Origin of the sequence: Formosa algae (assembly GCF_001439665.1) — a bacterium.
Lineage (GTDB): Bacteria > Bacteroidota > Bacteroidia > Flavobacteriales > Flavobacteriaceae > Formosa > Formosa algae.
This window is the reverse complement of record NZ_LMAK01000014.1, coordinates 249,336-275,779: the sequence shown is the minus strand read 5'-3', so window position 1 is coordinate 275,779 and position 26,444 is coordinate 249,336. Positions and strand designations below refer to the sequence as shown.

The window sequence follows — 26,444 nt, the reverse complement described above, 5'->3', positions numbered from 1 at the left end:
TTTTATATCATATGATTTAAACAGAAATCTAGTTTAGAATTCTGATTAATAATACTTAGAACCACTAACTGATTTGTATGATATTATGAAAAATACTAGAGATGCCTTTACAGACAATTTAAATGTGCTGAAGAAAACTTGGCAAACCTCCTATTTACTTAAACTGAAACAGATTAATAATAGATTTACTCAAAAAAAACAATCGATCTTTTTCAGAAATATCTTCAAGCTTAGAGATGAAAACTTTACATAATAAGATGAAATTTTACTGTTGTTCTTCTCTCAATCTAATTTTATATTCGTCTCTGGTTTCTTTAACATAAATAGTATCACTATCGTAAGCAGGTTTAAATTCTCTACCATCAGATATATTATAAGGCACTACTATAACAACTTTTTTACGATCGTACTTTACCATATCTAAAGTGTCCGGTTTAAAAAGGCGTTTTACGGCTAAATTAAGCATAATTAAATTGCCCTCAGAACTTACTGCCACAGCGTATTTACCTGTTCTTAAATAATTAGTTGGTAACTGTATATCTGTATCGTCTACATAATAAGTATGCGTGTCTTTACCACCTATAAACTCTACTTTAGTGATGCCTCTTTCTGTATGTAATAATAATGTATCACCTTGTAATCTCTGACTTAAATGCCTGACACTTGGATTAATATTAGGTATTAATACTACCTCCTGAGCTTGTACTGCTATAGAAAATAATAGGAGTAGAAATACTATACTTTTTTTCATTCTTTATAATTCATTTGCAAATCTCACAAACATCTTTTTTAATACAAATGGCTACATATGTATTTTATCCCATGTTAAAAAAAGACATTTCTGCTTCACTTTCAGACCACAATATTACGTTATTATATAAAGCCAAAATAAATAGTTTTTTGAGATGTTTGCAAAAGAAGAGTTAAAAAAACATCTACTATAAATCAATACCAATTACAAACACTTTATACTACAACACATTGTTTTGCTTATAACCTACTGACTAAAAGAAAACTAAATCACATTTACAACTAGCAAGTAAACATGATTAGAGCCTGAGAGCGTGCAAATATAAAGAGAATAAAGATTATAATTTAAAATTTTAATCCTCAAAGTTCCTTTTCTCTATTTATACACCGTTAAACATACCTTTTTTAAATAATATTTGAGAACTCATAATTTAAGGTACACTTAGTCTATTGATTTAATAGTTATTAGGAGATTTATATTAGAAATCTGTAGTGATAATGCCACTTTAAAAGATATGAACCAGCACAATTTATCTAATAATGTATTAAATAAAGCATACATAAAAAAGCCCCACTTTACAAATATAAAGTGAGGCTTATTATAAAAACGAATGTCTGTTTTAGGGTTATAATCCTTTTTTAAGATCTTCAATAGTTTTAGCCATAACAACACCAGGTAATTTCACTGGAGCAGCAACTTCTGCTAAAAAAGTTCCTTTAACTTCTCCTGTTTTGTATGTTGTAAAACCAATACGGTATAAACCAGCTGTTAAAGCTTTTGTAGGACTTCCTACTTCACTTTCGTATCTTAATAAAGAATTATAGCTACTTCCGCTTGGTTGTTTTGGCATTTCACTACTATCGTCATTACTCGCAAGTTTTGTCCACGTTGCGCTTTTAACAGCATCTTCAGAGATATCTTCTGCTTTAAAAATAGTAGAACGCTCTAAAGTAATGTAAGTATCAAAATAATCGCTAGAAGATTTATTTTCTGTATAGGCAGCAGACTCAATAGCATCTTTAACTTTAGTTTTAGCTACAGGAGAAAGCATTCTTACTCCTAATTCTGGTGCCACAGCTGGAATCCATATGTAGATATAATAGAATTTTTTACCATCTACAACTTCATCTTCATTTCCTGCTTCTGCATATCCTAAATAAGAGATAACATCTGTGTAAGGTACTTTAATGGTTTTTGGTCCAATTTTTTTCTCTATTGAACTTCCAAACTTTGATAATTTTTGAGCTTCTGCATTAAAAAATGAACAGCAAGCGAATACTGATAATACTAGTAATTTAATTTTCATATTTAATTTTGTGTTTTGTTATATATAGACATTCGTTTTTACTTCAATTCAAAAGATACAGTAACGCTATGCGTTTGAGTTTTCGATACACCGTAAGTTTGTATATATTGTTGACTTGTATTAGGATCTGAAATGCTAACAATTTCTCCAATAGATTTATTCATTTTTTTAGCAATAGCTTGCGCTTTTACTTTTGCATTTTCAATGGCTTGTACAGAAAGATCTACCAATTGTGCATCTGAAAACTTTATAGGTTCCATATCTATATTCGCAATAGACACTCCTGCCGATTTAAGTTGTAATATTGTTCTAACTTCGTCCTGATCTGATGTTTGTAAATTATAGCAAGCAGTGGCTTTACCTTGCGAATAAGACATTGCAAACTCGTAATATGTATTTCTTATAAATCGATTAAAATCTATTCCTGATGCTTTTAACTTTTTTGTGAAATTTTGTTGGACAGATTCTAAAGGTGTTACTACCATTTCGCCTTGAGATTCGTAAACTGTAACATCCTGTAAAGTGATTATAATGTTATAATACTCGGGCAATACTTCTTTTTCAACTTCTCCCAAAACTTCAATGGTATGATTACTGTCTTGAGCAAAAGTTGGTAAAGTTAATAGGACGATAAGTGCATAAATTATAGTTCTCATAATATATATATTTAGTTGTGTTTATTAAAAGAATAAGATGTTAGCAACAATCATCCAAACACCTACAAAAATTCCAATAAGACCTAGTTTTCCTTGTTTTGGTGCTAATTTTTCTCTTAAAATGACTGCTTTCTCTTTAGCTGCTTCATTTTTAGATAATACATAAGTATTAATTAAACTAAAGCCTAACATAAAGCCTAAAACTGCTTGAATAATGTTACCGGCTAATAACGTTCCCCACCAAATAGGAAATGTACTAATCCATCCTAAGTTTAAAATTGAAAATACTATTCCCCATACTCCATAAAAACATAATATTAATCCGATCCAACCTTGGTAAGGTTCTATTTTTGCTAAAAGTTCTTTAGCATCTGGTTTTTTAGATAATAATAAAGATGGTACTGCGATAATACTTAATAAGATAAGTGTAATTCCGAAAATCATAATGTTGTTTTTTAAGGGTTAGTTTTATTAATGAAAGCATCCTCTTTTTTTTTTTTGATGTCTCTCATATTCTTAAGCAAATTTAGACGAATAGCCTCTACTACTTATCCCACTATGTAGTGAAATTGCATCCCCCTGAAAACAGGGTAGTATGTGCTTAAATCCTAAAATTCAATCACTTAACATTGGATTAGATTTTGTTTTATATCGTTAAAAAAACATTTTATAGTTAAAATAAAACTGAAAAATCGTATTACATTCTCATTTCTAGACTTATACCTGAGTTTAAAAAAATTGCGTAAAAAAAAGACACTATAAATAGTGCCTTGATATATTAATAGGTGTGTGATAGACTACGATACATAGCCTTTTTTTATGGCGTATTTTGTGAGTCCAGCTAGGTTTCTAACATTGAGTTTGGTAATCAGGTTTTTTCGGTAACTTTCAATAGTATGCTTACTTAAAAACAACTGATCTGCAATTTCTTGAGTTGTAAACTCTTCAGCGATAAGCGAAATGACTTCTACTTCACGCTTTGTCAGCTTTACTTCTCTGTCTTTATTTTTTTCGAACTTATTTTGAAGATAAATATCTTTAATGTCTTTCGAAAAATATTTTTCACCACTTAAAATGGTTTCTATGGCTTTTAGAAATTCCTCTTTTTGTGCATTTTTTTGTAGATACCCATCAACATTGTTTTCAATAAGATCGTCTATAATATCTGGTGTATTATGCATACTAACCACCAAGGTTTTAATATCACTAGACGTCTGTTTTATCCATTTGTTTAGCGCAATTCCATCTACTTCGGGCATGGTAACATCTGTGATAACAAGATCAATTTTTTCTTCAGTATTTATAGATATATATTTTTGAACATGACCTCCATGCTTTGCCGTATATAAAATATTGTAATTTCCTTCTGTATTTAGAATACTTAATAAGCCATCTAAAAACATTTTATGATCGTCGGCTATAATCAGGTTATGCTTCATGTATGTGTTCATTTAATGGAATTTCTATATTAATACTGGTTCCTCTATCGAGTTTAGAATCTATATGTAATGTCCCGTTATAATTTTCTATTCTGTTCTTTATGTTGGTTAAGCCAATCCCTAAAGTGGTTTTTGATACATCGAAACCCACACCGTCGTCTTCATATATAAAAAACACACAATCGTTTAAAAGGTCTAACTGTATATCTATGGTTTTGGCTTTGGCGTATTTAATAGTATTGGTTGTTAATTCTTGAAATATTGAAAATAATTCGTTTTGCAATATTTTATTAAGTCCGTTTATTTTTTCTTCATCAAAAAAAGAAACGTTGACATTAATTTCACTCGCCCCTTCTACCGTATAAATGTATTCTTTAATAAGAAATACAAAGTCGTTTTCTATGATTTTTTTTGGTAATAAGTTATGAGATAAATTACGAACTTGCTCATACGTATCGTCTAGCTGACTGTAAATTAATTCCATTTTTTCAGGTTGATGTGTAAGCTGACTAAATTGAAGTTTTATGGCCGCCAAGTTACCACCAACACTGTCGTGCATCTCTTGAGCAATTTTTTTTCGTTCTTGATTTTGTCCTTCTACAGACGCTTTAATTAATTTTAATTCTTGATCTTTCTTTAAAGAATTAACCCGCTGCACGTTTATTTCTTTCTCTTTTAAATTAAGCAGACCTTGAGCCTGTAATTTTTGATAGTAAATAATTAAAAGCGCCACAATTGGCACAAGAAGTATAAAAAAAGCAACCAAAACTATATACTTAACCGTCTTTTCTCGATCTAACTCTACGGCCTTTAATGCTTCGCGTTCTTTTAGTAATGCAATTTCGTTTTTACGTTTTTCGACCCCGTTTTGTAAAAGTAAAACTTGATTTTCGTTTTGTTTTGCAATTATGGCTTGTTGTAGTTTATACTTTTCTATATCGGCATCTTTATTCTTAATATTTAAAGTTTTTTTTAAGTTCTCTACTTGTAAAAGTTTTATCTTTTTTTCCTTTTCTAAAGTTTCAAACTTAACTTCTAAACTATTAATCTCTTGTTCTTTTTGAGAATGTTCTATAGAATCTTTTATTTGATAATAGCGCTTGCCGTAAGTATAGGCTTTATTATAGTCGTCTTTTCTAACCGAAATTTTTTCAAGCATAAGGTAACTATGCATCAGCACATCTAAAGACCCTAAACTCATGGCTTTTGGTATGGCACTTGTAAAAATTAAAAGCGCATCATGATCTCTTCTTTCATTATATAACAAGGTTCCAATTTTATCTGTAATAATTAATTCTAAATCGTAAAACTTATTTTTAAAGCTTAAATCTTTAGCATCATAAAATTGCATTAACGCCTTATTAGTCTCTCCGTTGTTTATATAATTATCTCCAATATTAAACATCACATTCGCTAAAGCTTGCGTTCTATAAGGATCTTTCTCGCAAATCTCTTTGGCTTTCTGTAAATAATTATTGGATATGTTGTATTTATTTAAAGATGAATAAATAGTTCCTAAATTAATATAACTACCTAAAATAATCTCATCGTCATTAGAATATGCAATACATTGTTCTAAAAGGTCTAAAGCTTGCTGATACTTTCCAAAAGCAATATACGTACTTGCTAAACCATGTAAATGCGAATAATACAAATTGGTCTCGTTGTATTTCTCACTGAGTTCTGCCCCCTTAATGTGCCACTTTTTACTTTCGTGATATAGCCCTTTTTTTTTATTGTTCATAGCGAGTAACTGATAGGCCAATATGGTTAAACGAATCCCTAAAGAATCGTTTACAGTGCTTTTACTTTTAAGGGCTTGATGGGTATAATAAATAGACGAATCTATAGCGGCATATTTATTATGGTAATAGGCCAGTAATAAATTGGTGTTCGCTAAAGCTTTATTGTTTTTAAATTTAGTTAAGAGGTGTTGAGCCTGTTGGTAAGCTTTTTTATCTGAGCCATTATTAAAATAATAGTATAATGAGTCTACTTTTTCATTCTCTCTGCTTATAGTCGCAGCAGATTGTGCCATACACAACGAGGTGAAGCATACACATAGAAAGAGCATGATGTTCTGGGGCTTAAAAAGCATATACAAATGTAGCTATTGCAAAAAGTATAAGCACCCCCGAATTCAGGGATTTATTAGTTTTTTATCCAAGCATTTACAAGACACATATAACAATTATAATCAAACCTTTAAACCGTAAAACCGCATCATATTTAACTAAAAAAGACGTCCCTCCTATTTACAAAACGTATGTAATGAAGCTATATTCTATTGTTATTTGATAAATTTGCATTTCAAAATATGGCTAATTGAGCACTGCTTTTTAATCGGTTTTTGATAAACTTAAAATCTTCTTAGCTCGCTAAAAGTCATATAAAATTCAGAAAACAACACACCAATGTTAAATAAAATAAGCGTATTAATCTTAACCTCTTTTTTCCTTTTAAATATGACAACCAAAGACATAGAACCTGTAAAATTATTTGTTCATGGAAATAACAACAGTTACGATGTACAACTTAGCATAAATGGTATTGTTATAGGAAATGGCAATGTTTCTAGTCTAAAAATTTGTAACGAAAACCATCCTTTAAAAGATCAAGTCTCAGACTTACCTGCCATGTTTAAAGATCAGATAGCATTTGTTTTAAAAGAAGGCGAAAATACCATTTCTTTACAATTCAAGCAAAAGACAAATAACGCTATGCCATTCAGTTTTGCCTTAACCTCGGTGAATGAAATCCCTCCACTTTACTATTTTTCTAGTGAAAAAACATCTGGAAGTGTCAGTTCAACATTCTATAATCACAATCCAGATAAAGCACCCAGTTTAGGTAATGCAGATGCAGCTTTTGTATTTTCTGAACCTATCTCATTTTTTCATACCGTAATAAACGAAAATCCATTAAGAGCTTTTGGGGGTTCTGGCGGACTTACAGACTTAACATTAATTGAAGGAAACAATATCTTAAAAGTGAATTACATCGCTTCAGAAACAGGCGAATTTATCTATTATATTAAAACCCCAAGTTTCACTAAAAAAGTGGTTAAACACATTACAAAAGATCAGGTCGATAAAAAACAAATTGACATCTATACTTTTCAAAAATAAACCCTGCTATACCTAAATAGAAATGTTGAAAACCATAAAGTGAAACATAGAAACACATCTATATTTTCAATTCAACTAAAAATATAAACATTTCATCGAGGTTTTTACGAGATCCAACCTCTTATTTGTAAGTTTTTATTTACAAATAAAGAATAATCTGAAAAAAAATAAATTTATTTTCAATGAGGGATTTCAATACCTTAACGACTTCAAAAAATAAATTTCTGTGAATTTAATTTTTTTTTAATGGTCCTTAAAAATTCATAATAAACTATACGCAAGCCGGTTATGACTATTTAAAAATAAGAAGTTTGAGATTAATTTTTAAAACACATTAATTACCTGATGTATTAATCGAGAGAAAACTATACAATTTCGGTTAGAATAAGGCATCAACAGATATAAGACACAGCAGCTGTTGTAAGTAATTTACTATATTCATAAAAATTAAATTTAATAATTATGAGAAAAAATTACCTACTAGTTTATGCTTTATTAACATGTTTCTTAGCAAATGCGCAGACCCCAAGTCTTATAAGTGACATAAATCCAACAGGAGATTCTGATGTGTCTTTAGCCTCGGCAAAATCTATGATTGAATTTAAAGGCAACTTGTATTTTACAGCAAATGATGGTGTTAATGGGACGGAATTATGGATGTATGACGGTACAACCACTTCATTATTCTTCGATATTAATCCAGGATCTGCGGGATCTGATTGTGACAATTTTTATATTATAAACGATAAATTGGTTTTTACGGCAGACAATGGAACCAATGGTATAGAATGGTGGATTACAGATGGTGTTGCTGAAAATACGCAAATGGTAACCGATATCTATCCTGGTGCCTCAGATGGTGTGTCTTTTTCATCATTTGCAAGTTCTTCAAGCTTTATCGTGTTTAAAGACAAGGTTTATTTTACAGGAATATCTGATGATGAAGGCTACGAATTATGGTCTACAGACGGTACTGAAGCAGGAACAGCTCTAGTAAAAAACATTAGATTTTCTTTTGTAAGCAGCAACCCAGAAGACTATGCCATTCTTAATGATGAACTTATATTTTCTTGTATAGAGGGGTTATGGAAAACAGATGGTACAGAAGCTGGAACTGTTGAAATAAATGGTGATTTAGATCCAGGCGACTTAGTAACATTAAATGATAAAGTAGTGTTTTGGGATAATAGCAATGCCATATGGACAACAGATGGTACAGCAGCGGGAACCGTACAAATTAAAACGTTAAATAGACCAACCACGAATAATCTTAATGAACCTGCCTTTACCGTAATTGGAGATCAGGCATTTTTTGCAGGTAGCGATGCTACTTATGGTGCAGAATTATGGATAACCGATGGTACAGAAACAGGTACTCAATTAGTTTTAGATGCAGAACCTGGAAGTGAAGGATATACACCTCAAAACAAAGTAGTTTTCAATAATAAATTATATTATAAAGGTGATGATGGAGCCAATGGTATTGAATTATGGACTAGTGATGGTACAGATTCTGGAACCTATATGGTTAAAGATATTGCCTCTGGAAGCTCAAGTGGTTTTGTATTACCTTCAGAAATTTATGCTACAGATAAATACATATACATGTCTGCTGGTGGTAGTTTTAATACAAATTTATGGATTTCAGACGGAACAGAAGATGGTACCGAAGCCGTTATAATCACAGAAGATGATGAAAACAAACCTAAGCGTTTTTATGCCTATAACGACGGTGTATTCTTTTTTGCTTTAAACAGTACAACCACAGGAAGAGAACCTCATTTTATTTCTGAAGATGAAGCTTTAAGTGTATCAGATTCAGATGTGGCGTATATTCATCTTTATCCTAACCCAACTTCAGACTTTGCGATTATTGACAATACAAGTCAATCTATACAAAGTGTTTTAGTATCAGATATTACAGGAAAAGTTATAGATACCATATCAGATGTAAAAGACTCAAAAATTAAAGTGTCTTTATTAAACAAAACTAGTGGTATTTACTTTATTCAGATCAATACAGCATATTCGTCTGTAACTAAAAAAGTAATCAAAAATTAAATAGTTTAAACGTCTAAATTTAGTACGTTTTTTAAAGCTGTGATTTACGCAAGTTAATCACAGCTTTTTTTATGTTATATATGCATCTGCAATGATTCAACATTTAAAATTTACCACAAAAACGGTCAGCTACCAACAGTATAAAATTCGTTATAAAAAGTACGAATAATTTGTACGAATAAACAAGATTACATTTATCTTTAGACAACAAAACATATAATATGGTAAATCATACTATTAGCTTGATTCATTTTTTAAGCTATTGCCATATTTCAGGACTTGTTTCTGAACAACAAAAAGATATACAATGATTCAAAATATAAATTTAGCCGTTTTAATAGACGGTGACAATATTCCTTCTGCTCATGTTAAAGAAATGATGGAAGAAATTACTAAATATGGCAATCCAACGATTAAAAGAATTTATGGCGATTGGACAAAGCCAAATTTATCTAAATGGAAGCATTTACTCCTTGAGAATGCCATTACGCCTATCCAACAATACGGTTATACTACAGGAAAAAATGCGACAGATTCTGCCATGATTATTGATGCTATGGATATTTTATATAGTGGTAAAGTCAACGGGTTTTGCTTAGTATCTAGTGATAGTGATTTTACACGATTAGCCACCAGATTAAGAGAAGCTGGTATGGAAGTGATTGGTATTGGAGAAAAAAAGACACCTAACCCTTTTATAGTGGCCTGCGATAAATTTATCTATATAGAAATTCTTAATAAACAGACCGAAGAAAAAACAGAAAGTAAGGAATCTAATGAACACACTATAGATAGCATTACGACTAAGGATATAAACTTAATTTCATCGACAATTAAAGATTTATCTGATGAAGATGGATGGGCATTCTTAGGCGATGTTGGTAGTTCTCTACAAAAGAAACGTCCGAATTTTGATTCTAGGAATTATGGGTTTGATAAATTAACTCCGCTTATAAAATCTATAGATAAATTCGAAATCGAACAAAGGGAAAACAGTAAAAGCAGACATAAGTTAATATTTGTTAGAGTAAAAAAAGGATAAAGAAAATTATAAACATAACAACAATGAAAGTATCTGACACTATAATAAAAGAAATCGCAGATGATTTAGATTGTGGTATGCGATGTTATTTACATAAAGACACCGGAGAATTAAAATCTATAATGCACCAAGACGATTGGATGGATCTTGATGTTGAAGATTGGGAAGACGATATGGCTAAATTGAATAGTAATCCAACTGATTATATTGAATTTGAAAAAATGGATAACCATAACATGTATAAGGTTATGGAAGATTTTGCTACACAACTAAAAGATACTGTATTTAAAGACACACTGTTAGAAGCCTTAAATACATCTAATCCGTTTAAAAATTTTAAATGGCAAATAGAAAATTCAGACCATTTTAGACAGCAATGGTTTGTATTTAAAAAATCACGTTACATAGATTATGTAAAACGACAATTAGACGTGATAGATTAACATGAATAAGCGCATTGCCATTTTATATGCGACGACAGACGGACAAACCTTGAAAATCTGTCGGCGCATTGCAGAATACCTTCAAGACTTTAGTTATAGCACAGATCTCTGCGAAATTTCTGACTTTCCCTATCCCCTATCTCAATACTCTAAAGTTGTAATCGGAGCCAGTATCAGGTATGGAACACATAGTAAAAAGGTTGCTGCTTTTATTCAAAATTATAAGCCGGAATTAGAGCTAATAGATACCTCTTTCTTTTCGGTGAATTTAGTGGCTCGAAAACCTGATAAAAATAGGTATTATAACAATCCGTACGTCATTAAATTCTTTAAAGAATTAAAGTGGACTCCGACACGCAAAGATGTTTTTGCTGGCACTTTAGACTATAAGTCTTACAACATCTTGGATCGTATCATGATTAAAATAATTATGAAAATGACAGGCGGTCCAACATCATCTAAAACTCCGATAGAATATACAGATTGGGATCGTGTTAAAGCTTTTGCATTACAAATCTGTCAAAATTAGTTCTAATTCAAGTTCTGCAAGTTGCCTTACCATATGCTTCGATTTTAAAGTCATTCATAACAGTTAAAACTGTTACGCTAAGGTTCTGTTTTAGACAATAATCCATATCGCTTTAAAAAGACCATTTTATCCCATTTAAACCATCGTACAATACGGTCTATTCACTTAAAAATAGAGCGGGTTCACAGATTGGTAACATTTTAATAACATCTTGTTCATATACTTGTACTACAAAACAATGAAAGTGAGACAATATAACACAACATTTAAAGTTTTTGAGTGGTGTTATTTTATACTTGTGTCTAGTTTATACTACCTACAATATAAAACAAATTAAAAATCTGCTACTTAAACGTTCAATGGTTTATGTCTCTGCATAACAATAACATGTTGATTAAAAACAATTAGAATTATGAAGTACTTAACATTAAAACAAGCAGCTCTATTTACTATGGTATTAGCTATGTTTACAGCTTGTAGTAGTGATGACAACAACGAATCGATTACATTATCTGAAGATGTTACAATCACAGACACCAACACCACCGGCACGCCAGAAGGCGATACCGACAACAATGGAGCAGATGAAGATGATTTAGTAGAAAACGCCACCTTCGAGAATACAATACAAATTGTATTTTCAGAATCGTCGGTAACCGTTACAAATCCCGTACCAGACGATGTAGTAATAACTCAAGACGGTGCAGATGTAACTGTAAATTCATCCATTTCAGAAGTAGCTTACGAAGTTTCTGGAACTACTACAGATGGTATGCTGAAAATGTATAGTGATAAAAAATTCAAATTATCATTAACAGATTTAAGCATCACCAATACAGACGGACCAGCGATTAATATTCAATCGTCTAAAACTATTTTTGTCATATTAGAAGGGACAAACAACTTAACCGATGCTGCAACTTATAGCGATATCCCTGATGATGAAGATGCAAAAGCCACCTTTTTTAGTGAAGGTCAATTAGTATTTAGTGGTTCTGGATCCTTGAACGTAGCAGGACAATACAAACACGGTATTGCAAGCGATGATTATATTAGAGTAATTAGTGGAACAATCACCGTATCTGAAGCAGCGTCTGATGGACTACATACTAACGATTATATTATTGTAGATGGCGGAACACTTAATTTAACGGCAGATAGCGATGGTATGGACTGTGAAGAAGGATATATTATAATAAACGACGGTACTTTTAACATCAATGCTGTTGATGACGGAATTGCAGCGTCTTATGATATTGATGATGAAGATGAACCAGACGAATCCATCACACCTAACGTAACTATAAACGGAGGAACTTTTACAATCACAACCTCTAAAGGTGAAGGAATAGAATCTAAAGGTATCATGACCATAAACGACGGAACTATAAATATTAATGCCTACGATGATGGCCTTAATGCTATCGGACACTTATACATTAATGGAGGAAACACTTATGTTTATAGTACCTTAAACGATGCTATAGATAGTAATACAGGAATTACCGTTACAGGAGGAACAACCATTGGGATTGCCATTAGAAAAGATGAACCTGATGGAAGTTTTGATACCGACGATAATACATTTAAAATTACTGGAGGAACTATTTTAGGACTAGCTTTAAACTCTTCTTTTCCAACAACAAGTGTAAGTACACAAAACACAGTTGTTTTTGATGGAACAAGCGCCAATTCACTATTAAATATTCAGTCTGAAGATGGAACAGAAGCCCTAACTTATCTAGTGCCTTATAAAGTAAATACTATAATTTACTCTAATGCAAAATTAGTAACGGGAACAACCTACAAAATCTATACAGGAGGAACTGTAAGTAATGGAACAGAAGTTAACGGACTTTACACTTCAGGAACATATACTGGCGGAAGTGACACTGGAAATGAATTTACTGTAAATAGCACCGTAACACAAATTGGTGGCGATTTAGGTCCTACAGGAGATAATGGCGGACGATAATATTTAAAATAGTAATTAGCAGTTGGTAAAGAATTCCAGAGTTACTTCTCCTAGCAATTATCTCTCCAACAATATCATAATAAGCTTACACCATCAACATGACGATGGTGTAAGCTTTTTTTTGTTATCACCGAAGCTTTATCTTTAGAGAAAATCACTGTAAGTCTACGAATCTTTACATGTGATTAGGGTAATTGTGTATATTTAACTGTTAAATCTAAACTACTTTTATAAAAATTTAACGACATTTTTACAGCAGATAGAGGTTATCTAAATTAAAAGTAAGACATCTATAACCAATGAATACAAAAAAGATACTGATTATATTAGGAGTACTTATACTCATAGTTGGAGGTTACTTTTACGCCTATCTTAAAGCATCGGCATCCATGTATTCTACACATACTGTCGATAAAAGTCCGTTTTATATAACCAAAGCGCCCATAATTATTAAACACCTAAACATACCAAAAGGCACGACAATACGATATAAACAACGCTATTTCTGGCAAAAAATGGAGCAAGACAAATTACTTAAAGAAGCAGATATTACAGAACTTTCGTTTGAAAAAGGCAACTATATCAATTGGGGAGGCGTACCAATTACTTCTATTTATAAGTTTTTTAATACAGACATGACGGGTTATACCGTTAATGCAGATTTTAGCGCATTAGCTGCAGACCAAGAAACACCTTTCTCTAAACAGTGGCAAAGCTGTAGTAACAGTTTAAGTATAACTGTAAAAGATGCAAACGACTGGTCTTGTAATAAAAATAATCTTGCCGATATTGAATCGTGTAGTGTCAGTTATCAACGTTATTTTAGTGAAGATGCTAATCAACAAATGTTTTTAGATCAATTGTATATTGAATTAATGAAGATTGCAGACTAACCATAAAATGATAAACAAACATCCAAAATAGCTTAATAATATAATAAGTATGAAAAAAATCCTCATTGTCTCTATTATCCTTTTGGTTTGTGGTCTAAGCGTTATGGTTATTTTTTTCTATACTTTAAGTACACCTAAATATAAAGATGTCTCTAAGGAAGAACCATTTGTGGAGATTGTAAACAAAAAACTCACTACAAAACGACATATCCAAATTCTAAAAGATCCCGATACACCTATACATGCAGATTATAGTTACCATTTAGAAGATGGTAATACCTTTGGAATGGATTCGGGATTGGAAATTATTGCCGAAATCCCTATCGGTACAGAAATTACTATAGACAAATCAGAACTCCATACCGGGCGTGTTAGCGGTACCACAACGGCTTATCTTTTTGGCACTATACATCTTGAAAACACACAACAAACCTATGCGTTTCAATATTCTTGGGGGCATTATCATACCTTATATGAAGACACTCCATATTGGACATTCGATCTCGCCTTTTGGCAAGACACTGCTTTAGCAAACAAGTATATCATTGCGGTGCCTTAATGGTTTTCATTTACACTTATACTATCAGAATTATAAAAATATAACGAAAACATTACACATCTTAACCGCTATAAATAGTATCTTTTTTCTAATTTAAATATTTATTGTTTTAAAGCCCCCAAATTTTAAAATTCATGAAAATACGTGTGTACATCATTTTAATTAGTGGCCTATTTTTCAATAGGGCGCATGCGCAATTCGCCAATCAGCATAGTATATATACTTCTGGTGAAATCAATTTTGGAAATTATATCGGCATGAATCTAAATTTAAATTATGTATACAATCAAACCTATTCCTTTAAACTAGGATATACAGGACATATTAGAACACCTAAATCGCAGCCAAAAGATTATTCATCTGGTTTAGGTGGTCTTTTTTCATTTGGTTTTGAAAATCCATACGATCAGCTAGAGACTATTCAAATGGGAGTTGGTAAAATCTACAACCTTAATAACAGCGGTACCATAAGGCTGAACCTTTCTGTAGGTGCAGGTTATACCATAATAAGACAACCAGAAAATTGGCAATACACAGATAGCGCATTTCTTTCAGAAAACTATACTTGGAATTACAGAAAACATTCCACGGCCAGTTTTATACTAAATCCTAAAATAGAATTTCCGATATCCAGATTCTATGGTTTTACCGTATCGCCCCTACTTATTTTAAATAAAGACAGCTCGTATATAGGGATTGGTTTAGGTCAAATGATTGGGATTCTTAAACCTAAAAAACAATATTAGTACGTAAAATTATCATACACTTCAAAGAATAATCATGAGTAAAGTATTCAAATTAAGGGCGTCTTAATCTGTTTTCGGCCTCTAATCGTTGCTCTTACACCACTTCATCTCTAATAAAACTGTTATATTTGTAATAGCAGATTTACTCATCTTTATACCTTAAAAACTCATGAAATACATATTAGCCGCTTGCTTTATATTTTTAATTAACCTTTCCGCTTTTGCCACAGATACTAAAATTATAGTGAGAGCAAAAGCTAAAGATGCCAAATTTATTGGATCGTCTTTAGGAGGCGCTGAAGTGATTATAAGAAATAAAATGACCAATGCTATTTTAGCTCAAGGTAAAACTGAAGGTTCAACTGGTAGTACAGATCTAATCATGAAAACACCTTATACGCGAGGTATGCGTATTACAGATGACAAAACAGCCAAGTTTTTAGCTACTATAGATATTAACGAACCAGTATTTATTACTATTGAAGTCTACTCGACTATAGCAGATGAAAACGCTAGAGTTAGTGCGAGCACAGACATGTGGTTAATTCCAGGAAAAGATGTTTTGGGTGAAGGTGTTGTTCTTGAAATCCCAGGATTTTTAGTCGATATTCAATCTCCAGACAGCACTAAAAACATGTCCCTAAAATCTATAAAAGCTGAGCCTTTAAAGCTAAAAGCTAAAGTTGTAATGATGTGTGGCTGCCCAATTAATGAAGGTGGAATGTGGAATTCTGAGCAAATTGAAGTGAAAGCCATTGTGAAATTAAAAAATGAAATAATGTCTGAAGTCCCTCTGGATTTTGTCACAACAAATATATTTGAAGGCGATTTAAAACTAGAAAAAACCGGAGATTACGAAGTCATTATATATGCTTACGATAGTGTAACTGGAAATACTGGTGTAGATATGGCGCATTACATCATCACGAAATAAGCTATACTTATGAAATCTGTTTGGGTTGTTTGCTTAAGTCTTTTTATGTTAACAACGGCTTGCGCGCAAGACAAACCTAGTACCACACGTTTAAATCTTGATAAACATGACTTAAGTTGGATAACAACCGCTTCAGATTTTAATCAAAAGCCTTTAAGTTTAGAAGCCATAGATTCAGAACTTTCTAAATTGGTCGCTCAAGCAATTAAACAAGATGTGTTAACTTCTGACATTGAGATTCCTATTAATACAAAAAAACTACAGTATTTAGGACGTAAATTCCCGAACGACACAGGCTTATTTGGCACTTACAATAACTGGTATCCCGATAAATTAGATCACCTGACTTGGAAAGCTCATTTTTACACTTATGGCGATTTTATAATCACGACCAAACAAGATCAAGCGATAGATCAGAAAAATGTATATTATGCCATTAGAAGCATCATTATACTACAAGAAAGGTATCCGGAATTGTATGAGAAACTTATAAGCGCTACCAAAACTTATATAACCGATGCTCCTGCATTTGTACCGTTAGTGAATGCCAATCAAAAATTTTGGATAGCTTTTAACGATAATCCTGCTTATATATCGTCTAACAATACCATTTTTATGTATCGTGGCACTTTGCCTAACACGAATCCACCTATAGCTCAGTGGAATAATATTTCGGTAATTAATATTCATGATATTAATATATTGGGGCAATCAGATTTAGGTTCTAAACCCATTTATAACGCATCTAATCCTTGGAAAAATTACGAATTGCATATGACGGAAGGATTACCCGTTTCTATTGCCCACGAAATGCTTCATAATTATATAGATTATGCCTACACCGCAGATGAACACATTTTACCAATAAAACTATATCGTGGCAAAACAAATTTTATATATGCTGAAGAGAATGCTGTAATACACACCCTTTATTCCTATATTAAAAAGAAAGGCGGATTATTAAATAATCAGTCTAATTATTATTATAAAACGGTGTTCGAGCCAAATATTAAGATTTTAAACCGAGGACATCAGCTAAAGGCATACTGTAAGGTATTCTCCAATTTAAACAGTAAACCAAAAGATTACAAATCAAATTTTTTAATTCCAATTTTTGAATAGAAATCTAAAATTCAATTATTTACACTTGTTTTTTGATACTATCCTTTTTGACCGTTATTGCAAAACCAAACAACTATACTTAAGTTTGTGACTATAATTAATATAGTATAAAGTAAAATATATTCCTATGAGTTCAAAACCACACAATGAGATTAATATTTCAGACATTTTAAACTGGAGATATACTGTTAAGGCTTTTGATGGGTCTAAAAAATTATCTTCAGAACAAGAAAACGATATAAAAACGCTTTTACAAATGAGTGCCTCGTCTATTAATTCACAACCTTGGCATTTTATTATTGCAAAAACAGAAGCAGGGAAAAAGAGATTAGCAAAAGGAACACAAGGTTTTTTCAGCTTTAACGAACCTAAAGTTTTAGATGCGTCTCACGTAATATTATTTTGTGCCAAAACAGAAATCTCAAACGACTATCTTGAGCATGTAACCCATATTGAAGACGAAGACGGACGTTTTGCTACACCGGAATATAAAGCGCAGAACTTAGGAGCAAAACAGTTATTTACTAACATCCATAAATACGATCTTAAAGATGCACAGCACTGGATGGAAAAACAAGTATATTTAAATATTGGTAACTTTTTACTAGGTACTGCTGCTTTAGGTATAGATACTGTACCCATGGAAGGAATAGATATGAAAGCACTAGACGAAGAATTTGGTTTAAGAGCAAAAGGATATACTGCAACCGTTATGGTTGGTGTTGGTTTTAGAGCAGATACTGATTTTAATGCCGATTTACCAAAATCTAGATTACCAAAAACAGAGATCTTTACAGACATTTAATTTTGTAACAGCAGATCTTATATATTATAATTTAGAAGACAAGTCTAAAATCATCATACAATTAAGATGATTAGGCTTGTTTTTAGTTTATAAAAATGACATTTAAATAATCTAGAGCATACAATGCTTACAGTCTGATTCTTAACTTTAAATCTTGATATTATAAATTTATTATAGATATTTGAATCTCAAAAAATAATAAAATATGCTTACTTTTTCTTTCAATCATATTGCACTTTCTGTAAAAGATGTCGATGAAGCAGTTCAATTTTACAAAAAAGTGCTGTACCTAAAAGAGATTAAAAACACGGCATCTAACTCTAAAACCCGATGGTTGTCTTTAGGAGAAAATAAACAGCTGCATTTAATCCCCAGACCAAATGCTGAAATTAAAACCAATAAAGCAGTACATTTTGCATTAACTACAGCTAATGTTTCCTTATTTGTATCGCATTTAAACGCGCTTAATATTGAGTATACGGATTGGTTAGATACACCAAATAAAGATTATGTTAGAAAAGATGGTATTAAACAAGTCTATTTTCAAGATCCAAACGGATATTGGGTAGAAATAAATGATGATTTTTAAATACTAGTCCTCTTCATTTTTTATCTCCTTAAACTTGTTATACACTACAGCATAAGCGTTCTAGAGATCTAAAATTCTGAATCTATTCCAGTTCGTATATAAATTCACTTTTAATATAAATTGAATAAAAACTAACAATCAAAGAAGAAAACTTAAAGATTTATTGCTTATTGTAAAAAATTCCTATTTTTACAACTTATAAGTATCAATTATCCCCAAATAACTGAAGACTTAACCTCACTAAACATGATAAACATACAAGCATTTATACTTGGCTTTTGGCTATGTATTGTAAATGTTACGGCTCAAAACACGAATTCTCCTAGTACAGATATTTCTGCATTGTTTCTTAGTATCTTTAAGTCCCTAACAATAAAAATAAGCAACAATTTAGAATACGAATCGTATCTGTTAGACTTTAATTTAAAAAGAAATGCCCTTTCTAAAGACCTCTATCATAAAAAACGTCTTGAATTAAAATCAACAACACTAGAATCTATAAATTTTAAAGAGCAAAACGGTGCTACCTACCTTTATTCTGAAACAAAAATAAACTCAGATACAAGTGAAGAAAAACCTAAAATTATCACGTCATCTTTTAGTGCTTTTTTCACAGAAATTTCGTATCTTAAAGGTAATTCAGGATATCAAATTACTGGTAATCAAACCTCTGAAAACATAAAAACAAATCCTAAGTTTTGTGAGGTTTATATTGCCAAAATAGAATGTAATGCCCTTCCCTATTTAGAATATTACATCTCCTGATTGATATGCGAGACAAAACAGTACAATAAAGCCAAACTATTGGTTCCCTCAAAAAAACAAAAATGAAGACATATCACATCCTTTTTATATTAATCCTTCTTACTTCCTGTACAGGGAAGAAATCAATTAATCCCTCTGCTGAAGCAGATTCTATATTTAGTATAGACCAAACTTCTATCGTTGTTTTGGGGACTATTCAAGATGCGGGCTCTCCGCAAATGGGCTGTACCAAAGACTGTTGTAAAGATCTATTCGATAATCCAGACCCGAATCGAAAAATCACATCTTTAGGTTTAATAGACGCTGGAAATGACAAAACATATTTATTTGATGCTTCTCCAGATATTGTTACACAAATGAAATGGCTTACCCAATACGAGCCAAAAAGTAAGAAAGAAATTGTAGATGGTATTTTTTTAACACATGCACATACTGGACACTACTCTGGACTCATGTATTTTGGAAAAGAGTCTATAGATGCTAAGGGATTACCAGTATTTGTTATGCCCAGAATGAAAGATTATTTAAGCAACAACGGACCATGGAGTCAGCTTGTAAATCGGCAAAATATCATTTTAAATACAATGGTTGCTGAAGAACCTGTTAAGCTATCAAATTCTATAGAGGTTATTCCATTTTTAGTCACACATAGAGATGAATACTCTGAAACCGTAGGATATAAAATTAAAGGCCCAAACAAAACAGCGTTGTTCATTCCAGATATTAATAAATGGAGAGTTTGGGAAAAGGATATTAAAGAAGAGATAAAAAAAGTAGATTATGCCTTTTTAGACGCGACTTTTTATAGCGGACTTGAAATGAATACAAGAGACATATCTCAAATTCCACATCCGTTTGTTATTGAAAGTCTTGAGCATTTTAAAAATTTAAGTGTAGAGGATAAAAATAAAATTATTTTCATTCATTTTAACCATACAAATCCTGCTTTAGATCCATTAAGTGAAGCTACAAGATCCATCATTCATAACGGATTTAAAATAGCAAAAACTCATGATGTGTATACGCTTTAATTGAATATTAAGTGCATTGATCTCGAAATAATACAAGTTAATTACATCCTATAAACTCTTCATTGCAATGGAGTGCACGATAACCTACTCATACTTAAGGTGTAGGATTTAAATTCTTCTTTCTTGTTAATAACGAGCTTAATTTTGATATTTATTTAACATTTTTAAACTTGTATAAATCCCATTGGAAGGCGTTATTTACACGTTTAATTACAAGATTAAACTCAAATTTTCATGCATCAAATAGATACTCAAGCTCGTATATCTTTCATAGAAACAGAAATTTCTGATTTAAGACATCAACTAAAAAATCACAAACTGTACAGCAGTTTGGAGACCATAGAAGATATTAAAATTTTTATGGAACACCATGTCTATGCCGTATGGGATTTTATGTCGCTTTTAAAACAATTACAAATTCAGCTTACACACGTACAAACACCTTGGATTCCATCCAAAAACGCAACGCTTTCTAGATTTATAAATGAAATTGTATTAGGCGAAGAAAGTGATGTTAACGAATTAGGAGAACCTAAAAGTCATTTTGAGATGTATCTAGATGCGATGGTACAAGCTCAAGCACAAACCTCTAAAATAGAAGGATTTATTAAACAAATAGAAACTGGACAATCGGTAGCGACTGCTTTAGAAACGATTGACTTAGATCGCAGAGTTTCAGATTTTGTAACATTTTCTTTTGACGCTATAGCTAGTAACAAGGCACACGTTGTGGCTTCTGCCTTTACATTTGGGCGTGAAGATGTTATTCCGGATATGTTTATTGAAATTTTAAAACATTCGGGATCTGAGCATAATTCGTATAATAAACTCATCTATTATTTACAACGTCATATTGAATTAGATGGTGACGAGCACGGCCCATTATCGTTAAAAATGGTTGCTGAACTTTGTAAAGACGACGACCAAAAATGGGAAGAAACCTTAACTGTGGCTAAACACGCTTTAGAAAAAAGAATTGCACTTTGGGATGCAATTACAGATTGTATTGTACAAAAAACAACACTTAAAGTTTTAAAAGCATAGCATTAAAAATATAACTGTGGTAATGTAACATATGTTACCTTTTTTATTGATTATAGATTGTATTTTCATACAAACTTATTTCCAATGAAAAATAGTGTCTTATACCTTGTATGTACTGTGTTTTTAGTGAGTTGCAATTTTTATGACAAGAAAAAAACTACCGATTTAGTGACTAAAAATTTACAAGCAACAGAACACCCAGGTAAAAAACTGATGGAAACAAACTGTTACATTTGCCACAGTCCTACTGCAGATGAAAACAGCAGAAATGCTCCTCCTATGATAGCGGTTAAAAAGCGTTATTTAATGCAGAACAGCTCTAATGAAGCCTTTACTGCGGCCATGTTAAATTGGTTTAAAAACCCAAATAAAGATAATGCCATCATGTACGGCGCTGTACAGCGCTATGGTGTAATGCCCAATATGCCATTTCCTGAAGAAACCATTACGCAAATTGCAGACTATATGTACACTTTTGAAATCGATCAGCCAGAATGGTTCGAAAGTCATTATCAGCAAGAACATAAACAAAATGGTCAAAACAGAGGAAAAGGCTATGGTTTGCAAACGCAACAATCTAAAAACAACACTCAAGAATCTTATGGCCAACGTGGATTGGAATACGCAATGGCAACTCAGGCTGTTATAGGTAAAAATTTAATGGGAAGCATTCAGAAAGATGGTGTGTTGGAAGCGCTATCGTTTTGTAACGAACAAGCTTATCGATTAACAGATAGTATGGCTGTAGCCCAACATGCAAACATTAGACGGGTGACTGATAAACCAAGAAATCAAAATAACAAAGCCAATACAGAAGAGCTTGAATATATTTCAACTTTTAAAACAGTTATAGCAAACAATGGGCAACCCAAACCAATTGTTAAAGATATAGACAATAAAGTTCATGTCTACTACCCTATAACCACCAATACCATGTGTTTACAATGTCATGGAACACCCAATACTACAATGGATGTTGCAACTTTAAATAAGGTGTTACGTTTATACCCCAAAGATAAAGCCATTGATTATTCTGAAAATGAAGTGAGAGGAATGTGGAGTATTACATTCGATAAATAAATAGTCTTTAAAAAAGCGGTAGTATAGTTAAAATACTACCGCTTTTTTTATGATTTAATTTAAAATTTATATTGCAAAAAAGCTGAAAAATTCCTTCCAGGTTCAGTTATTGGAGTACTATCAAAATCAGCTTGATTAGAATAGGAAAAGTTTAAATGATTACTATATGTTTCATCAAAAATATTTAGCACAGCAAGACCTAAAGTCACGTTTTTAATAGGATTTAATCCAAAGCGTAAATCTAAAGTTTCGTAAGCCTCTGTCACTGTTTCTCCAAAACTTATAGAGATATGATCCTGCTTAGACACCACATTGTATTGTACATTTGCCCATAATTTGGCACGTGTCATTCCAAGTGTAAACGTATGCGTTAAAGGCGGTGTTAAGGGCAAAGCTTCAACTAAATCTTTGTTTCTTGTGTAAACATAAGCGCTTGCTGCTTTAAAATAATAGTCCTGTAAAAAATCGAGTTGTGCCATTACTTCAAAACCTGTTTTATAGGCTTCATCTATATTTTGATAGACTTTTGGGTTTACGGGTTCAGAAGTTGGATTAAATTTTCGAGTTAAATCTTCATCTATAACGCCCACTATGTAGTTATCATAAAAGGCATAATAAAATGAAGTCTCATAGTTAAAACTATCAAATCCATTTGTTAACGGCAATTTCCCTTTAAAACCAATTTCAAACTGATTATTGACTTCTGCTTTTAAATCTGGATTCCCAATATATTCGTAGGCATCCTGACCTACAGAAAAATGATTAATAAAGCGTTCCATCATATTTGCAGAGCGTACACCTCGGCCATAAGCAGCTTCTAAAGTAAAACCATCAGTCACATACGTTTTCATAGAAATTGTACCACTTAAATTATGTTCTGTACGTTTTTCTAAATCGTACATGGCGGCAAAATCGTCTTCAGGATCTTGTATATCAGAAATTACTTGGTCGTAACGCAAACCAGCGGTAAAAATAGTATGCAGATTGATATTATATTTTGCTTCCGTAAACACACCTAAATCAGTAACATAAGAATCTTGCCAAATCTTATCTGTAAATAGTAAAGGCGTGTCTAATGTAACACCATTTTTAATTTTAACCTCTCGAATTCTGTTTCCATCACGTGCCACATGCATTGCATCTAGGCCTGAAAACATATTGAAATTCTTAAAAGGCTTATAGTTTAGTTCTAACTTCCCTCCTATGGTTGTTGCATCAACGGCAGATGATGCTCCTGTGGTTGTAAATGATGGTCTTCTATTGTTAGTCATTAAATGATCTACATAACTATAATACGCCTTAGCTGTTAATGCGTTTATCGTGGTACTAAGATTACTTAATGTATAATCTAAAGATAAAATACTGCTATTATCATAATCCGTATCCATTGGTAACGCAGCGTGTAAAACATCACGACCATAAGATTGTCTCCAATTGGCTTGTAAACGTTGGTCTTCGCTTAAATTATAACCTAGTTTCACACCATAATCTGTGCTTCTAAAAGAGGATGGAATTTCGACATCGTCGCCATTCTCATAATTTCCAAAATCTCGATAGCCAGCATGAGCGACTATATCATAATTTTCTTGTATATATTCTAATTGTGCGAGGTTTACTAAAGCATTTCCGTTAGTTTCATAACCTGCAGAGACTTTACCATGAATACCATAGTCTCCATAATCTGGCTTTTGTGTTACTAGATTAATTAGACCTCCAAAAGTTGCTCCATAACGCACAGTATAAGGCCCTTTAATTATTTCAATTTTAGAAATATCTTCAGGAATAATATGTGTGGTAATAGGATCCATACGGTTTGGACAAGCATGCATAGCCTTGGTACCACCATCGTACTGAATATTAAGTTGTTCGTATTGAGAGGCTCTAAATGCCGGATCTATGGCATAATTTCCTCTTTTAATCACAGAAAAACCATTAATACCATTAAACAAATCGGCTACGTTTTTGGGCTGTACAATCTGTTCTTGATAATCGTTTGTAACTACAGAAAGTACTGGATCTGTTGTTAAGTTTCCCGTTATAATGACTTCATTTAAGGTTGTGGTTTTAATGGAAATGGTATCTTTTTTAGAGTCGTTTTGTATCTGACTATAAGATACAGCAGTAACTAGCATGCATAGAAGCACACTGCAAAATGTTTTCATATCATAAAATTTATATGTATTTATATGTGTTGTGGTCGTAAAAACGACCTATATAATTAAATACTATAATCTAGGCGGATGAAAGCAAACTTGTAGCGGCTTAAAAGCATATAGGTTGTTATAAACCATTATATCTTGCGATTCAATAATGGAATAGTTACAGAAATTGTAGTGATTAAGTAGATTAAAGTTAAAATATAAATCTTTAAAATTTATAATACGCTCAGGTATATTTTGTTCAGAATCTTGAGTCTCCAAAACTTTTTTTAACTGACATTTCCCATTACAAAGTAATTCTGGCTTATCTCTATTTACACAAAATACATCTATAAAAGTGGTTCGATCTAAAGTATAGTACGCATATGTAAACGATACTATAGTGCTATTAAATAAAATTAATAACACGAGTATAGTCGTTACAAAAGAGGGAAGTAATTTCATGTATGCTAAATTTAAAGCAATAAAATAATTCTGAAACTGACAAAAATCATGACGTACGTTACAAAAGATAATTTGCCGCTTTAAACAGAAAAATAATTTAATAGTACTACTAAAATAATTGTCTGGCAGTAACATTCATTACATAACAAAAAACTATAGTTACTTATATTTGTAATAAATAATTTAAATACTTTAATTATGGATACAACAGAAGTAATTGAAACTCCAGAAAAAAGTTATGGCATGCCAAGAATTGGAGATACTGCTCCAGATTTTGATGCAATAACTACAAAAGGTAAAATTAAAATGTCTGATTTTGCTAAAGACAAATGGATTGTAATGTTTTCCCACCCAGCAGATTTTACACCCGTTTGCACCACAGAAATGAGTGGATTTGCAACTAGAAAAGACGAATTTACAGCCTTAAACACCGAACTACTAGGATTAAGTATAGATAGTATACATGCGCACTTAGGTTGGGTACAAAACGTTAGAGAACACACTGGCGTGTACTTTGATTTTCCAATTATTGCAGATATAGATATGAAAGTATCTAAGCTTTATGGTATGCTACAACCTAACGAAAGTGAAACCGCAGCCGTAAGAGCCGTATTTTTTATAGATCCTATAAAAAAAATACGTTTGGTTATGTATTACCCTTTAAATGTAGGTCGTAACATGGACGAAATTTTAAGAGCTTTAGAAGCCCTTCAAACTTCAGACAAATATAAAGTTGCCATGCCTTTAGACTGGAAAAAAGGTGATAAAGTTATCGTTGGACCTCCTAAAACTTTAGATGAGTTAAATAATAGATTAGAAGACGATTCTTTGGAAAAAGTAGATTGGTATTTAGCTAAGAAAAACATTTAAAACTTGTAGAAATTCGGTCTTAACATTACCATTAGACCGAATTTTTATATTATATTTTATAAGTAAAAAAGAA

At 31.9% G+C, this 26,444-nt stretch carries 26 protein-coding genes; 18 read left to right on the top strand and 8 right to left on the bottom strand.

From position 1 onward, the window contains the following. Nucleotides 1-265: 265 nt before the first annotated feature. The 6 genes from AST99_RS06185 to AST99_RS06160 all read right to left on the bottom strand — a co-directional run bounded on the left by AST99_RS06185 (nucleotide 266) and on the right by AST99_RS06160 (nucleotide 6,190). The gene (locus AST99_RS06185) at nucleotides 266-751 is read right to left on the bottom strand and encodes a hypothetical protein (RefSeq protein WP_057780278.1); all 486 of its coding nucleotides are present in this window, start codon (nucleotides 749-751) and stop codon (nucleotides 266-268) included. A 625-nt stretch (nucleotides 752-1,376) separates the two neighbouring features. Further along, complete coding sequence (locus AST99_RS06180) at nucleotides 1,377-2,057, bottom strand: Lipl32 family lipoprotein (RefSeq protein ID WP_057780276.1); 681 nt, start codon at nucleotides 2,055-2,057, stop codon at nucleotides 1,377-1,379. A 38-nt stretch (nucleotides 2,058-2,095) separates the two neighbouring features. Further along, complete coding sequence (locus AST99_RS06175) at nucleotides 2,096-2,713, bottom strand: SIMPL domain-containing protein (protein WP_057780274.1); 618 nt, start codon at nucleotides 2,711-2,713, stop codon at nucleotides 2,096-2,098. 24 nt (nucleotides 2,714-2,737) lie between these two features. Further along, nucleotides 2,738-3,157 carry a hypothetical protein gene (locus AST99_RS06170; RefSeq protein ID WP_057780272.1) on the bottom strand — a complete coding sequence of 140 codons (420 nt, stop codon included), beginning with the start codon at nucleotides 3,155-3,157 and terminating at the stop codon, nucleotides 2,738-2,740. A 353-nt stretch (nucleotides 3,158-3,510) separates the two neighbouring features. Then, the gene (locus tag AST99_RS06165) at nucleotides 3,511-4,152 is read right to left on the bottom strand and encodes a response regulator transcription factor (protein WP_057780270.1); all 642 of its coding nucleotides are present in this window, start codon (nucleotides 4,150-4,152) and stop codon (nucleotides 3,511-3,513) included. Next, on the bottom strand, nucleotides 4,142-6,190 hold the full coding sequence (locus tag AST99_RS06160) for a tetratricopeptide repeat-containing sensor histidine kinase (protein ID WP_057780268.1): 2,049 nt from the start codon (nucleotides 6,188-6,190) through the stop codon (nucleotides 4,142-4,144). Before AST99_RS06160 ends, AST99_RS06165 begins: the two co-directional genes overlap by 11 nt. Before the next feature lie 427 nt (nucleotides 6,191-6,617). On the opposite strand from AST99_RS06160, the gene AST99_RS06155 reads away from it, so the two are divergent. The 17 genes from AST99_RS06155 to AST99_RS06075 all read left to right on the top strand — a co-directional run bounded on the left by AST99_RS06155 (nucleotide 6,618) and on the right by AST99_RS06075 (nucleotide 22,898). Next, nucleotides 6,618-7,280 carry a hypothetical protein gene (locus tag AST99_RS06155; RefSeq protein ID WP_057780265.1) on the top strand — a complete coding sequence of 221 codons (663 nt, stop codon included), beginning with the start codon at nucleotides 6,618-6,620 and terminating at the stop codon, nucleotides 7,278-7,280. Nucleotides 7,281-7,742: 462 nt separating this feature from the next. Then, entirely contained in the window at nucleotides 7,743-9,341 is a 1,599-nt protein-coding gene (locus tag AST99_RS06150) for a T9SS type A sorting domain-containing protein (RefSeq protein WP_057780264.1), read from the top strand. Nucleotides 9,342-9,648: 307 nt separating this feature from the next. Further along, nucleotides 9,649-10,383 (top strand): NYN domain-containing protein, encoded by a 735-nt coding sequence (locus AST99_RS06145; protein ID WP_057780262.1) that lies wholly within the window; start codon nucleotides 9,649-9,651, stop codon nucleotides 10,381-10,383. Between the two features lie 23 nt (nucleotides 10,384-10,406). After that, on the top strand, nucleotides 10,407-10,826 hold the full coding sequence (locus tag AST99_RS06140) for a UPF0158 family protein (protein ID WP_057780259.1): 420 nt from the start codon (nucleotides 10,407-10,409) through the stop codon (nucleotides 10,824-10,826). A gap of 1 nt (nucleotide 10,827) precedes the next feature. Then, nucleotides 10,828-11,355, top strand: coding sequence for a menaquinone-dependent protoporphyrinogen IX dehydrogenase (gene hemG / locus AST99_RS06135; protein WP_057780258.1), 528 nt, complete (start codon nucleotides 10,828-10,830; stop codon nucleotides 11,353-11,355). Between the two features lie 412 nt (nucleotides 11,356-11,767). Beyond that, nucleotides 11,768-13,330 (top strand): carbohydrate-binding domain-containing protein, encoded by a 1,563-nt coding sequence (locus AST99_RS06130; protein WP_057780256.1) that lies wholly within the window; start codon nucleotides 11,768-11,770, stop codon nucleotides 13,328-13,330. A gap of 299 nt (nucleotides 13,331-13,629) precedes the next feature. After that, the gene (locus AST99_RS06125) at nucleotides 13,630-14,223 is read left to right on the top strand and encodes a hypothetical protein (protein ID WP_157486314.1); all 594 of its coding nucleotides are present in this window, start codon (nucleotides 13,630-13,632) and stop codon (nucleotides 14,221-14,223) included. 49 nt (nucleotides 14,224-14,272) lie between these two features. Further along, a complete protein-coding gene (locus AST99_RS06120) occupies nucleotides 14,273-14,782 on the top strand; it encodes a hypothetical protein (RefSeq protein WP_157486313.1) in 510 nt (169 codons plus the stop codon). Between the two features lie 134 nt (nucleotides 14,783-14,916). Next, a complete protein-coding gene (locus AST99_RS06115) occupies nucleotides 14,917-15,528 on the top strand; it encodes a hypothetical protein (protein WP_057780249.1) in 612 nt (203 codons plus the stop codon). A 169-nt stretch (nucleotides 15,529-15,697) separates the two neighbouring features. Continuing rightward, a complete protein-coding gene (locus tag AST99_RS06110; RefSeq protein WP_057780247.1) occupies nucleotides 15,698-16,462 on the top strand; it encodes a hypothetical protein in 765 nt (254 codons plus the stop codon). 9 nt (nucleotides 16,463-16,471) lie between these two features. Next, nucleotides 16,472-17,584, top strand: a complete 1,113-nt coding sequence (locus AST99_RS06105) for a hypothetical protein (RefSeq protein WP_157486312.1) — start codon at nucleotides 16,472-16,474, stop codon at nucleotides 17,582-17,584. Nucleotides 17,585-17,711: 127 nt separating this feature from the next. Then, the gene (gene nfsB / locus AST99_RS06100; RefSeq protein ID WP_232301590.1) at nucleotides 17,712-18,389 is read left to right on the top strand and encodes an oxygen-insensitive NAD(P)H nitroreductase; all 678 of its coding nucleotides are present in this window, start codon (nucleotides 17,712-17,714) and stop codon (nucleotides 18,387-18,389) included. A 205-nt stretch (nucleotides 18,390-18,594) separates the two neighbouring features. Next, on the top strand, nucleotides 18,595-18,978 hold the full coding sequence (locus AST99_RS06095; protein WP_057780243.1) for a VOC family protein: 384 nt from the start codon (nucleotides 18,595-18,597) through the stop codon (nucleotides 18,976-18,978). Between the two features lie 246 nt (nucleotides 18,979-19,224). Beyond that, entirely contained in the window at nucleotides 19,225-19,743 is a 519-nt protein-coding gene (locus tag AST99_RS06090; RefSeq protein WP_057780242.1) for a hypothetical protein, read from the top strand. Nucleotides 19,744-19,805: 62 nt separating this feature from the next. After that, nucleotides 19,806-20,774 carry an MBL fold metallo-hydrolase gene (locus AST99_RS06085; protein WP_057780240.1) on the top strand — a complete coding sequence of 323 codons (969 nt, stop codon included), beginning with the start codon at nucleotides 19,806-19,808 and terminating at the stop codon, nucleotides 20,772-20,774. 234 nt (nucleotides 20,775-21,008) lie between these two features. Further along, nucleotides 21,009-21,818, top strand: a complete 810-nt coding sequence (locus AST99_RS06080) for a DUF3050 domain-containing protein (protein WP_057780238.1) — start codon at nucleotides 21,009-21,011, stop codon at nucleotides 21,816-21,818. A gap of 84 nt (nucleotides 21,819-21,902) precedes the next feature. Then, nucleotides 21,903-22,898, top strand: a complete 996-nt coding sequence (locus AST99_RS06075; RefSeq protein ID WP_057780236.1) for a c-type heme family protein — start codon at nucleotides 21,903-21,905, stop codon at nucleotides 22,896-22,898. Between the two features lie 59 nt (nucleotides 22,899-22,957). Here AST99_RS06075 and AST99_RS06070 read toward each other — a convergent pair whose 3' ends face one another. Continuing rightward, on the bottom strand, nucleotides 22,958-25,060 hold the full coding sequence (locus AST99_RS06070) for a TonB-dependent receptor domain-containing protein (RefSeq protein ID WP_157486311.1): 2,103 nt from the start codon (nucleotides 25,058-25,060) through the stop codon (nucleotides 22,958-22,960). 63 nt (nucleotides 25,061-25,123) lie between these two features. Further along, entirely contained in the window at nucleotides 25,124-25,501 is a 378-nt protein-coding gene (locus tag AST99_RS06065) for a hypothetical protein (RefSeq protein ID WP_157486310.1), read from the bottom strand. A 198-nt stretch (nucleotides 25,502-25,699) separates the two neighbouring features. Here AST99_RS06065 and AST99_RS06060 point away from each other — a divergent pair, with 198 nt between their 5' ends. Then, nucleotides 25,700-26,371 (top strand): peroxiredoxin, encoded by a 672-nt coding sequence (locus tag AST99_RS06060; RefSeq protein WP_057780229.1) that lies wholly within the window; start codon nucleotides 25,700-25,702, stop codon nucleotides 26,369-26,371. The last annotated feature ends 73 nt before the right edge of the window (nucleotides 26,372-26,444 follow it).